9 protein-coding genes are annotated in these 12,536 nt (G+C 32.8%); all 9 read left to right on the plus strand.

The window, feature by feature from the left end; all coding sequences use genetic code 11:
* Positions 1-2 precede the first annotated feature (2 nt).
* The 9 genes from F3K33_RS09845 to F3K33_RS09885 all read left to right on the plus strand — a co-directional run bounded on the left by F3K33_RS09845 (position 3) and on the right by F3K33_RS09885 (position 12,425).
* A complete protein-coding gene (locus tag F3K33_RS09845) occupies positions 3-1,427 on the plus strand; it encodes an NCS2 family permease (RefSeq protein WP_012058205.1) in 1,425 nt (474 codons plus the stop codon).
* 387 nt (positions 1,428-1,814) lie between these two features.
* Complete coding sequence (locus F3K33_RS09850; protein ID WP_023976432.1) at positions 1,815-2,426, plus strand: TetR/AcrR family transcriptional regulator; 612 nt, start codon at positions 1,815-1,817, stop codon at positions 2,424-2,426.
* A 46-nt stretch (positions 2,427-2,472) separates the two neighbouring features.
* On the plus strand, positions 2,473-3,675 hold the full coding sequence (gene dpaL / locus F3K33_RS09855) for a diaminopropionate ammonia-lyase (RefSeq protein ID WP_039773857.1): 1,203 nt from the start codon (positions 2,473-2,475) through the stop codon (positions 3,673-3,675).
* A 443-nt stretch (positions 3,676-4,118) separates the two neighbouring features.
* Complete coding sequence (gene ssnA, locus F3K33_RS09860) at positions 4,119-5,447, plus strand: putative aminohydrolase SsnA (RefSeq protein ID WP_039773856.1); 1,329 nt, start codon at positions 4,119-4,121, stop codon at positions 5,445-5,447.
* Positions 5,448-5,531: 84 nt separating this feature from the next.
* Entirely contained in the window at positions 5,532-5,909 is a 378-nt protein-coding gene (locus tag F3K33_RS09865; RefSeq protein WP_039773855.1) for a RidA family protein, read from the plus strand.
* Between the two features lie 80 nt (positions 5,910-5,989).
* The gene (locus tag F3K33_RS09870) at positions 5,990-7,057 is read left to right on the plus strand and encodes an XdhC family protein (RefSeq protein ID WP_023976428.1); all 1,068 of its coding nucleotides are present in this window, start codon (positions 5,990-5,992) and stop codon (positions 7,055-7,057) included.
* A 55-nt stretch (positions 7,058-7,112) separates the two neighbouring features.
* Positions 7,113-8,459, plus strand: a complete 1,347-nt coding sequence (locus tag F3K33_RS09875) for a nucleobase:cation symporter-2 family protein (RefSeq protein WP_039773854.1) — start codon at positions 7,113-7,115, stop codon at positions 8,457-8,459.
* A gap of 424 nt (positions 8,460-8,883) precedes the next feature.
* Complete coding sequence (gene xdh, locus F3K33_RS09880) at positions 8,884-11,451, plus strand: selenium-dependent xanthine dehydrogenase (RefSeq protein ID WP_039773853.1); 2,568 nt, start codon at positions 8,884-8,886, stop codon at positions 11,449-11,451.
* Positions 11,452-11,813: 362 nt separating this feature from the next.
* Positions 11,814-12,425, plus strand: a complete 612-nt coding sequence (locus F3K33_RS09885; RefSeq protein ID WP_039773852.1) for a nucleotidyltransferase family protein — start codon at positions 11,814-11,816, stop codon at positions 12,423-12,425.
* Positions 12,426-12,536 lie beyond the last annotated feature (111 nt).

Consider the following 12,536-nt stretch of genomic DNA (forward strand, 5'->3'; position numbering starts at 1 on the left):
TCATGAAAAAAGATGTAACCAAACAAAAACCATCATTTTTGGAGAGTTATTTTCACTTGGAAGAAAATAACTCAAATGTAAAGACAGAAATACTTGCTGGAATTACTACTTTTGTTACAATGGCATACATTATATTTGTTAATCCTAATATATTAAAAATAGCTGGTATGAATTCTGCAAATGCAGTAGGAGATGCAGCAGCACAGTTTAGTGTAGGCTCTGATCCAATAGTATCATCAGTTTTCGTAGCTACTTGTCTCGCAGCTGCCATTGGCACATTAATAATGGGGCTGTATGCAAATCTTCCTTTTGCTCAGGCTCCTGGTATGGGTCTTAATGCATTTTTTACGTATACTGTATGTTTAACCTTAGGTTTTACATGGCATCAGGCTTTATCATGCGTATTCATGTCAGGTGTATTATTTATACTTATTACAGTAACATCCATACGAGAAAAGATAGTTGATGCAATACCTCAAAATCTAAAATATGCAATTTCTGGAGGTATTGGACTCTATATAGCTCTTATTGGATTGAAATCTGGTGGTGTAGTAGTGTCAAATCCAGCAACATTAGTTGGATTCGGAAACTTTGCAAATCCAGGAACACTGCTTACTATAATAGGAATCATAATAACTGCTGTTCTAATGGCTAGGGGTATTAAGGGTTCAATTTTAATTGGAATAATTTCAACTACAATAATAGGAATTCCATTCAAAATCACATCACTTGAAAATTTACATGTTTTCAGTGCACCACCATCACTTGCTCCTACGTTTGCAGCATTTGATTTTGCAGGACTTTTTTCAAAAGGCGGCACATCAATAGGAGGCGCATTTCTTAGCGTTATAATGGTTGTTATAACTATTTGCTTAGTTGATCTTTTTGATACTATCGGAACTCTTGTAGGTACAGCTACAAAAGCAGGAATGGTTGACGAAAATGGTAAGGTTTTAAGAATGAAAAAAGCATTGATTTGTGATGCAGTAGCAACAACTGCTGGTTCAGTTTTAGGTACAAGTACCATTTCAACATATATTGAGTCTACAGCTGGTGTTTCAGAAGGAGGAAGAACTGGACTTACTTCAACAGTAGTGGGAATATTATTTATTTTATCATTATTCTTCTCAGGCCTTGTTGGTATAGTTCCAGGACAAGCAACAGCTCCAGCCCTTGTAATAGTAGGTGTTTTAATGATGTCAGCAATTGTTAATATAGATTTCAGCGATTTTACAGAAGCAGTTCCAGCCTTTTTTGCTATATCATTAATGGCTTTTTCTTATAGTATAGCTAATGGAATTGCAGCTGCTATGATTTTTTATCCAATAACAAAAATAGCTACAGGCAGACAAAAAGAAATCCATCCAATAGTGTATATACTTGCAGTATTATTCATTCTTAGATATATTTTACTTCCCTTTGAATAAAGCTATGGAATAGTAACTTATATACCAGTTAATGATTATTAGGAAGCATATTATGAGTTAAAACAATAGTAATCGCAAAACTTGCGAGATAAGTTAAAATGTCTGTGCCAAATAAGGTAACTAGGTGTTTAGATTTAATAAGCCACATTCAAAAAGTAATCATAGCAACTTTGGACTTGTTATTTATTTTTATGTGCCTAAAACAAGCTATAGCACCTAGTTCAGCTGATATGATATTTTCTATTAAAGATAGAACAAGTATCTGTAAGTTTGAAATATTCACTATTGTGAAAGTTTACAGGCGGTAATTATTGGATAAGAGGAAAATCAATTGGATAAACATAAATTTCTACATAATAAAATGTTACAAGAAAGATGGGATTAATTATGTCTGGTGACGTTAAAGAAAAAATACTAAAGGCTACAATGAAAGTGGTTTCAAAAGAGAAAATTAGTGGTACTCGTATGCATATGATTGCCAATGAAGCGCATATGAGTCAAGCAAATTTACATTATCATTTCTCATCTAAAAATGATATATTGATTTCTCTTTTAGATAAGATACAAGAAGAATTTTCTAATGATCGAAAGAATTATATTAATTTGGAAAATAAAAGTGTAGTTGAAAATATCAGAGGTTTTTTTGATCAAAAAAAGAATGATATTCTCAACAAAAAGGAATTTGATTATACCCAGATTGATTATTGGGTGCAAGGAACAGTAAATGAAGAAATAAAACTAAAATTTAAAAATACATTTGAAATTTGGCGTGACAATATTCGTGAAGTTTTATATAAAGGTGATCAAATCGAAGATAAAGATATGATGAATTTGGACATGTTACCGTACTTAGCAGTGTCTTTAATGCTAGGTGCTTCACTGCAATATTTAATTGATGAGGGGAAATTTGATTTAGATCAATATTTTGATCTAGCAGAAGAAGTGATATTTGGGCAAATTCAAAAAAATAACAAGCTAATTTGCCTTAGCATAAAGTAATTAAACTTTTAGTAAGATAAGAATTAATTTAATAGGAGGAATTATAATGGAAAAAATATTATGGAAAGAAAATACGTTGCCTAAAACTGATAAAGAAGAAAGTGTAAAATTTCTTAATAAAGAAGAAGTATCAAAGGCAAAGAAATTTCATGAAAGTTTTTTAGAATATGATGAAACACCATTAATAGATTTAAAAGAGTTAGCTGAAAAGATTGGATTGGGAGGAATATATTTAAAGGATGAATCTTATAGATTTGGATTAAATGCATTTAAAGTGTTAGGCGGCTCATTTGCCATGGGGAGATATTTAGCAGAAAAGTTAGGTGAGGATATAGACGATTTACCATATGAAAAAATGACTTGTAAGGAAGTTAAAGATAAGCTTGGAGATATAACTTTTGTAACAGCAACAGATGGTAATCATGGAAGAGGAGTTGCATGGACAGCCAATAGGTTGAATCAAAAATCAGTAGTTTTCATGCCAAAGGGTTCCTCAATTAAAAGATTGGGTAACATAAAGGCAGAAGGCGCAGAAGCTAGTATTACAGAACTAAATTATGATGATGCCGTAAGAATTGCAAATAAATATGCAGAAGAATATAATGGTGTAATTATTCAAGATACTGCATGGAAAGGCTATGAGAAAATACCTGCATGGATAATGCAAGGGTATGGAACAATGGCTTTAGAAGCAAGTGAACAATTAAAAGCACTTGATGTTTTAAAGCCTACTCACATTTTTGTACAAGCTGGTGTTGGATCACTCGCAGGAGCTGTTCAAGGTTTCTTTGCTTCGCAATATAGAGACGACTGCCCAAAAACTGTAGTAGTAGAATCGAATCTTGCTGATTGTTACTATAAATCAGCAATAGCAAATGATGGGGAAGCAAGAGCAGTTGGTGGAGATATGCAAACAATTATGGCTGGACTTGCTTGTGGAGAAGTTAACACAATTGGTTTTACCATACTAAAGAATTATTCAAAGGCATTTATTTCATGCCCTGATTGGGTAGCTGCTAAAGGAATGAGGATTCTTGGAAATCCATTAAAGGGAGATACAGCTGTAATTTCAGGTGAATCAGGAGCAGTAACGACTGGTGCTTTATATGAAATTATGACTAATGATGAATATAAAGATTTAAAAGAAGCTTTAGAGTTAGATGAAAATTCTAAAGTGCTTTTATTTAGTACAGAAGGAGATACAGATCCAGAGAAATATAGAGAAATAGTTTGGGATGGTAAATATTAATAATTGGGTCACAATGAATGTTTTATAAAGTGAAACTTGATTTAGGTGGGGGTTGATCCCCATATGAATCTTAGTTGAACTTATAACCTCAGGGGTCACAATGTACCCTCAAGGGGTACCTCGTCTAGGGTAGTGCCGCTGTTATACAATCACTAATGTGATTTGCATAAGTTCGAGTAACCAAATACAAGATGCTCACAGAGAAAGTTCTGCTGACCAAATACAAGATTTGGAGCATCACTTTTGGACTATCACCTATCTCCCACTTAAGCAGAGAACCTAAATCTATGATTTAGTGTGAATCGCTTACTCATCTGACTTTAGGAAGAGGAGTTTCATATATTGTGGGAGTGTTACAGCGGCTAGACATCAGATAAATACCAAAGTAGAGTTCAAAATAAAAAAAGGCGAAAGCTGGTATAAAAAGGTATGGAGGAGTTTTTATGAAAATTGTAGGTAATGGAAGACTAATAACTCAAAACAAGGAAAATCCATTTTTTGAAAATGGTGCATTAGTTATAAATGATGGTAAGATAATTGACTATGGAAATACTGGTGATATCTTAGATAAATATAAGGAAGCAGAATATATAGATGCAAAAGGAAAAGTTATCATGCCGGGTCTTATAAATACTCATGGACATATATATAGCGCTTTTGCAAGAGGTATGAATTTAGATGGTCCAACATCTAAAAACTTCTTAGATATATTAAATAATTTATGGTGGAGATTAGATAAAAACTTATCTTTAGAAGATATAAAGTATAGTGCTTACACAACATTAATGGATAGTTTAAAGTTTGGAGTAACAACATTTTTTGATCATCATGCAAGTCCAAATGCTGTTAAAGACAGCCTTTTTACAATTGGAAATGTAGCAGAAGAACTTGGGATAAGAACTTCGCTTTGTTACGAAGTATCTGATAGAGATGGAGAAGAAGTTTTAGAAAAGGGAATTAAAGAAAATGTGGATTATATAAATTATTGCAATGAAAAGCATGATAATATGAAGTCTGCAATATTTGGAATGCACGCAAGCTTTACACTATCTGATGAATCCTTAAAAAAATGTGTAAAGGAAGCTGAAAAATTAAATTGCGGATATCATATTCATGTAGCTGAAGGATTAGCAGATGAAGAGCAATGTGTAGAAAAGTATGGCAAGAGAATAGTAGAAAGACTAAATGATTTTAATATATTAGGAGAAAAAACAATTGCAGTACATTGTGTACATGCAAATGAAAATGAGCAAGAATTACTTTTAAATACAAATACGTCTGTAGTGCATAATCCTGAATCAAATATGGGCAATGCAGTAGGTGTATCACCAGCCATTGAACTTATAAAGAAAGGTGTAACTGTTGGACTTGGAACAGATGGTTATACTCAAGATATGTTTGAATCCATGAAGGTTGCAAATATAATTCATAAGCATAATTTAAAAGATCCATCAGTAGCTTGGGGTGAAGTACCTTTAATGCTATTTGAGAATAATGGGAGTATTGCAGAAAGGCATTTTGCAGGAAAATTTGGAATTATTGAAAGAGGAGCTAATGGAGATGTGATAATAGTAGATTACAATCCATTAACACCAATGAATGAAAGTAATTACAATTCACATATCTTATTTGGAATGATGGGAAAATCTGTGGATACAACTATAGTAAATGGAAATGTTTTAGTTAGCAATGGTAAGCTTCTTAATGTTAATGAAGATGAAATATTAAATGAAGCTAGAAAAGTAAGTCAAAAGCTATGGGATAGAATTTAATCAAAAGATATTTTGGAAATGAACATCTTTGTTAAAAGTAAGTGTAATAAAAAATAAAATATAACAAGATTAGGAGAATTAAAAATGAAAAAAATAATTAATACTCAAAAGGCACCAGCAGCAATAGGACCATATTCCCAAGGAGTGGTAGTTCAAGGATTAGTATATACTTCAGGTCAACTACCATTAAATCCGGAAACAAAAGTTTTAGAAACTGAAATAAAAACAGCGACTAAACAAAGTTTAGAAAATTGTAAAGCCATATTAGAAGAAGCAGGAACAAGTATGGAGAAAGTATTTAAAACAACTGTATTTGTAAAAGATTTAAATGATTTTGCAGCAGTAAATGAAGTTTATGGAACATATTTTAAAGAAAATCCACCAGCAAGAAGTTGCGTTCAAATTGCTAAATTACCAATGGACGCAGTTATTGAAATAGAAGTCATTGCAACAATGGAATAATATTACGATAGATTTATAAAAAGTGATAAGAGAATGGTGAGAATATTATTAAGAGAATATTTACGGTGGAAGGTGAAAAAATGTTTGAAGACATATACAAGCAAATATTAATTGAAGTTAACAACCGTAATCAGTGCGTAATGTTAACTTATCTTGATTTGCATAGTGCAAGACAAGGTTCCATTGTCAGAAAAGTTATCTTAACAAAGGAAGATATAGAAAAAAAGTCTCTTTCACTTAATGACTATATTTACGAAAAAATATGTAGTTGTTTAGAAAGTGGGAAACTTGAATCTTTTAATATAGAAGAAAATGAGACTATTTTAATTGAACCATTCATCCCTAAACCACGTTTAATTGTTTTTGGTGGCGGTCACATAGCAAAACCTTTATCAGAATTTGCATCAAGAGCATGTTTCTCTATTACGGTTATAGATGATAGACCTTCCTTTGCTAATACAGTGCGATTTCCTGAAGCAGAAAAAGTTATTTGTGAAAGTTTCGAGAAATCCTTTGATTTAATTAACTTAAAGAAGTCCGATTATGTAGTTATTATAACAAGAGGGCATAGATATGATGGAGTTGTTTTGCGTAAAGTCTTAAATCATGACCTTAGTTATGTTGGAATGATAGGGTCAAGGCGCAGAGTAAATGCTATGAGAAGCGAGCTATTAGAGGAGGGCTTTTCTAAAGAAAAGCTTGAATTGGTTAATGCTCCAATAGGTATAGATATATATGCTATCACTCCAGATGAAATAGCTATTTCTATAGTAGCACAGCTTATAAGCTTTAAAAATAAGGGTTCTATGAGTAAGTTTGGTAAAAATTTCGCCATTCCAGAGTTTGATGCAGAAATATTAGAAAATATATCTAAAAAATCATCAGAACCTAAAGCACTTATAACTATACTGTCTTCTAAAGGATCAGTTCCGAGAAAAGCAGGAGCTAAAATGTTGACTTATCCTGATGGCAGAACTATCGGAAGTATAGGCGGAGGATGCAGTGAATCTGGTGTATTGCAAAAGGCAAGAGAAATTATGCGAGAAAAAGGTTTTTATATAGAGCAAGTTGACATGACCGGTGATGTGGCTGAATCTGAAGGTATGGCATGTGGTGGAACTATGGAAGTGCTAATTGAAATAATTTAGGGAAAGTTAATTTTTTAACATTAATTAATACTAAATTTTATTGAGGAGGTTGATTATGTCACAAAATAATATTAAAAAAGATGACAAAGTAAATGAAATGCTACCAGTAAGTCAGCTTGCTATTTTAGGATTACAACATGTACTAGCAATGTATGCAGGTGCAGTTGCAGTACCATTAATAATTGGCAGTGCTGTAGGTCTAACACCCGAGCAATTAGCATTTTTGGTGGCTGCAGATTTATTTACTTGCGGTATTGCAACTTTAATACAGGCAATTGGGATAGGTCCGTATGTTGGTATTAAGCTGCCAGCAATTTTAGGTTGTACATTTGCTGCAGTTGGTCCACTAATTATTATTGGTAAAAGTTTAGGAATGCAAACAGCGTATGGTTCTATAATAGTAGCCGCAATTATTGTTGTATTAGTAGCGCCATTGTATGGAAAGATATTAAAGTTTTTCCCTACTGTTGTAACAGGGACAGTAGTTACAATGATAGGTCTTTCTTTAGTAAATGTAGGAGTCACTAGTATTGGTGGAGGTTCAGGAGCTAAAGATTTTGGAAGTGTAGACAACCTTATACTAGGATCATTTGTAATGATAATTGTTTTAATATCTAATAAATTTCTAAGGGGATTTTTTCAAGCAATTTCTGTTTTAAATGGTATTATTTTAGGAACAATAGTTGCTGCATTTATGGGAAAAGTAGATTTTTCAGTAGTAACAAATGCAAAATGGATAAGTATTGTTCATCCTTTTAATTTTGGATTACCTCAATTTGATATTGGTTCAATAATTATGATGACATTCGTTATGTTAACAGTAATGATTGAATCAACAGGTACATTTCTTGGAATTGGCAAGGTCTGTGAAAAGGTTATCACTGAAAAGGATATTGTACGTGGACTTAGAGCAGAAGCAATTTCAACATTTTTAGGAGGTATCTTTAATTCATTCCCATATACAACATTCAATCAGAACCTAGGACTTTTAGCTTTAAGTAAAGTAAAAAGCCGCTTTGTTGTTATAGCATCTGGTATTATTCTTATTTCACTAGGATTGATTCCTAAATTTGCAGCATTAGCTACTATTATTCCTCAGCCTGTTATAGGCGGAGCTACAACAATAATGTTTGCAATGGTTGCAGTCGCAGGTTTTCAAATGCTTCAAAGTGTAGATTTTAATAATAATGCAAATATGATGATTGTTGCTTGCTCTATTGGTATAGGACTTGGAATTACTGCTGTACCTACGTTACTTGACCAAACACCAACATTTTTCAAGTCCATTTTTAGTAGTGGTATAGTTTCGGCATCAGTAACTGCCGTAATTCTAAATGCATTTTTGAATCATGGTAATAGGAATATTGAAAGCAATATAAAGCAAAATTCAGTTTCAGAATGAATTTTACAGATATCTAGCATGCAACTTAGAGTTATTTGATAACTTACCAAAATCAAATACATTTTTGTTTCTTAGGACTATGAAAATTTAAATGGAAGCTTACAACAACATTAGCTTGCTCCCAATTTCATTGTGACAAGCTAATGTTGGCAAGCTTCCATTAAGTACTTTTTAGCAGCTTATTTTCAAATGCCTTCTCCACAAAAATGCACTTGATTTCTAATGAAGATAGAACTTAAAGTTTTAGTAACTTTGTAAATTTGTTCATCTAATAAGCTGAATTCACAAGTTATTTATCTATATATTAAAATGTTAGAAGTTATACTTAGCAAGTTCTTTTGAGAAATAATTTGCTAGAAATTATTTACAGATTTATACTATTTATAGTAAATACTGTTAAGAGATATGAAATGGGAGGTTATTTATGTTTAGATTAAATATAAATGGTAAAGATGAAGTATCTGAAATTGATAAATCTTTAATGTCTTTTTTAAGAGATGATTTGAGAATCACTTCTGTAAAAGATGGTTGCAGCGAAGGGGCGTGTGGAGCATGTACCGTTTTAGTAGATGGGAAAAAAGTAAAGGCTTGCCTCCAAAAGATATCAAAATTTGAAGGAAAAAAGATTTTAACTGTTGAAGGATTAAGCTCTAGAGAAAAGGAAGTTTATGAACATTGTTTTGCAGAAGCAGGCGCAGTTCAATGTGGTTTTTGTATTCCTGGAATGGTAATCTCCGCAAAATCATTATTAGATATTAATCTTAAACCAACAAGAATAGATGTGAAAAAAGCAATTAATGGAAACCTTTGTAGATGTACAGGCTATAAGAAAATTGAAGAAGCTATTTTAATGGCGGCAGAATATTTTAGGGACAATCTTAAAATCCCAACTGCTCCTACTGAATTGAAAATGGCACAGAAATTTAAACGTGTTGATGCAGCTGAAAAAATAAATGGGATAGGTATTTTCGTAGATGATATTGAAATACCTGGAATGTTATATGTAAAAGCAGTACGTACAAAATATCCAAGAGCTATTATAAATAAAATTGATATAAAGAAAGCAGAAGCACATCCAGACTGCGCAAAAGTCTTACTTGCAAAAGATGTTCCAAACAATAAAATTGGACATATAAAGCAGGACTGGGATGTAATGATTGCTGAAGGAGATACAACTAGATATGTAGGAGATGCATTGGCATTAGTAGCAACTTACCATAAAGACAAACTTGATGAAGTATGTCAATTAGTTGAAATTGACTATACTGAATTGGAACCCATTACTTGTCCGACAGATGCTTTAAAGGCAGATGCACCTCTAATACATTCTGATGGAAATATTATGAGCCGTGATATTCTAAAACGAGGCAATGCTAATGAAGCAATTAAAAATTCTAAATATGTTGTAACAAGAAAATATAAGACACCATTTCAGGAACATGGATTTATGGAGCCAGAATGTGCAATCGCCATGCCTGAAGGAGAAGATGGCATATTGTTGTATTCAGGTTCTCAATCTGTTTATGATGAGCAACGTGAGATTTCAAATATGCTTAAAATTCCAATAGAAAAGGTACATTGTCATGCACAACTTGTTGGAGGAGGATTTGGTGGTAAAGAAGATATGAGCGTTCAGCATCATGCAGCATTAATGGCATGGTATACGAAAAAACCATGTAAAGTAAAATTCTCGAGACAGGAAAGTCTTGATTATCATACTAAACGTCATCCAATGGAAATGGAGTTTACAACAGCTTGCGATGAAAATGGTTATTTGACAGCTATGAAAGGTGTTATTATTGCCGATACAGGTGCGTATGCATCTCTTGGTGGACCTGTATTACAAAGAGCATGTACTCACGCACCTGGACCATATAATTATCAGAATATTGATATCTTGGGAATGTCAGTTTACACAAACAATGTTGTATCTGGTGCATTTAGAGGCTTTGGTGTAATACAAAGTTGCTTTGCTACTGAAAATAACATTAATTTACTTGCTGAAATGGTTGGAATTTCACCATGGGAAATTCGTTATCGTAATGCAATTCGTCCTGGGGAGGTTCTGCCAAATGGTCAGATAGCAGATGAAAGTGTTGCTATGGCAGAGTGTTTGGAAGCTGTTAAGGATGTATATGAATCAAATCCATATGCAGGTATTGCTATTGGATTCAAAAATAGCGGAACTGGTGTAGGAAATAAAGACATTGGGCGTTGTATTTTATCAATTGAAGATGGAAAAGTTCATATTCGAACTTCTGCAGCATGTATGGGGCAAGGGATTGCAACAATGTGCACTACTGTATTATGTGAGACAACTGGGTTAGATCCGGTTCTTATTATACACGAAAGACCAGATACTATTCGTACACCTAACTCAGGAACTAGTACAGCTTCTAGACAAACTGTAGTAACTGGAGAAGCTGTAAGACGAGCATCTGAAAAATTGAAAGCAGAATTAGATAAAGGCTTAGGGCTTGATGATTTAGAAGGCAAAGAATTTTATGGAGAGTATTCTGCAAAGACAGACCCAATGGGATCTATAAAAGAAAATCCAATTAGTCATGTAAGTTATAGTTATGGAGCACAAGTTGTTATTTTAAATGAAGAAGGAAAAGTTGAAAAAGTAGTTGCAGCATATGATGTTGGAACACCTGTCAATATTCAATCTGTTGAAGGGCAGATTGAAGGTGGTATGGTTATGGGATTAGGTTATGCTTTGACAGAAGAATTTAAAATTGAAGGAAGTTATCCTAAGACAAAACTAGGCACACTAGGACTTATGAGAGCGACTGAGGCCCCTGAGCTTGAAGTTATTCTTGTGCAGAGCAAAAATAAAATTCCAGAGACTTATGGTGCCAAAGGTTGCGGAGAACTATGCTTGATTCCAACAGCTCCAGCTTGTTCCCTTGCTTACTATAGATTAGACGGAAAATTCCGTGCTCAGTTGCCACTAAAAGATACATTTTATAAAAAACAAAAGAATAAATAATATATAAAAGGAAGTATTTATTCTTTTATAGATACTCAAATTTAAAATTAGATTTATGTGGAAACTTACCGAAATTATAAATATTTTGATTCCGAAAAACTATGAAAATATCGCTGAAGGTTCTAAGTAGCAGGTTGCAGCCACTTTAGCATGCTCCAACTTTCAGTTTGACAAGCTAAAATGGAACAACCTACTGCTAAGAACCTTTAACAGCTCACTTTCAAATGTTTTCTACACAAATATATTTATAATTTCTAGTGAAGATATGCACCTAAAGTTTTAGTAACTTTGTAAATATGTTCATCTAATAAGTCGAATTCTTAAATTGTTTATCTATATTATTAAGAAAGGAAGATTCTTAGATGAAAACTAATGGCATTATAGTGGCTGCTGGTTTATCTAGCCGTATGAAGGCATTTAAACCACTCCTGAAATTGAAAGAAAAAACTATAATTGAATACAGTATTGATAGTATGCTTAATGCTGGAGTGAATCAAATCGTTGTAGTTTTGGGATTTAATGCTGAAGAGGTTGAGAATTTACTACGTAATAAATATGATTGTTCACAATTAACATTTATATACAATGAAAAATATGCTGAAACGGATATGCTTGCGTCTGTTAAGCTTGGAGTATTAGCATTGGATAACTGTGATGCCTTTTATCTTCTTCCGGGAGATATGCCAGCAATTAAAACAAAAACTTTCCTTATGGTGAAAGATTCAATAAGCAGAACAGGTGCTATGGTGGCTTTTCCTACTATTAATGGACAACGAAAACATCCACCCTTGATTTCTTGGAAATGCATAGATTTTATTATTAATTTTCATGGAGATGGGGGTCTTAGAGAATTATGGAATAAGCTTGAAGACCAAATAGTAACAGTTCCTGTTGAGGATTTTGGGTGTACGATAGATGCAGATACAAAGGAAGATTACAATAGGTTGGTACATTATATGGATGAAAAGAATTGAGATTTTAATATATTAAAATTGGATTTTAAGTAAGGAAATACATTGCAAATATTTTTGTAAGATAACATAAAGTTAAAGACTTTGAAAGTTTGCAAAAAATAATTAGTAGAT

The organism is Clostridium beijerinckii (assembly GCF_008705175.1).
In the GTDB taxonomy this organism is placed as follows: domain Bacteria; phylum Bacillota; class Clostridia; order Clostridiales; family Clostridiaceae; genus Clostridium; species Clostridium beijerinckii.

Bases quoted from the DNA above. Each gene is read 5' to 3' on its own strand.
- F3K33_RS09845 (WP_012058205.1), top strand. From the start codon at position 3: ATGAAAAAAGATGTAACCAAACAAAAACCATCATTTTTGGAGAGTTAT.
- F3K33_RS09850 (WP_023976432.1), top strand. From the start codon at position 1,815: ATGTCTGGTGACGTTAAAGAAAAAATACTAAAGGCTACAATGAAAGTG.
- dpaL (WP_039773857.1), top strand. From the start codon at position 2,473: ATGGAAAAAATATTATGGAAAGAAAATACGTTGCCTAAAACTGATAAA.
- ssnA (WP_039773856.1), top strand. From the start codon at position 4,119: ATGAAAATTGTAGGTAATGGAAGACTAATAACTCAAAACAAGGAAAAT.
- F3K33_RS09865 (WP_039773855.1), top strand. From the start codon at position 5,532: ATGAAAAAAATAATTAATACTCAAAAGGCACCAGCAGCAATAGGACCA.
- F3K33_RS09870 (WP_023976428.1), top strand. From the start codon at position 5,990: ATGTTTGAAGACATATACAAGCAAATATTAATTGAAGTTAACAACCGT.
- F3K33_RS09875 (WP_039773854.1), top strand. From the start codon at position 7,113: ATGTCACAAAATAATATTAAAAAAGATGACAAAGTAAATGAAATGCTA.
- xdh (WP_039773853.1), top strand. From the start codon at position 8,884: ATGTTTAGATTAAATATAAATGGTAAAGATGAAGTATCTGAAATTGAT.
- F3K33_RS09885 (WP_039773852.1), top strand. From the start codon at position 11,814: ATGAAAACTAATGGCATTATAGTGGCTGCTGGTTTATCTAGCCGTATG.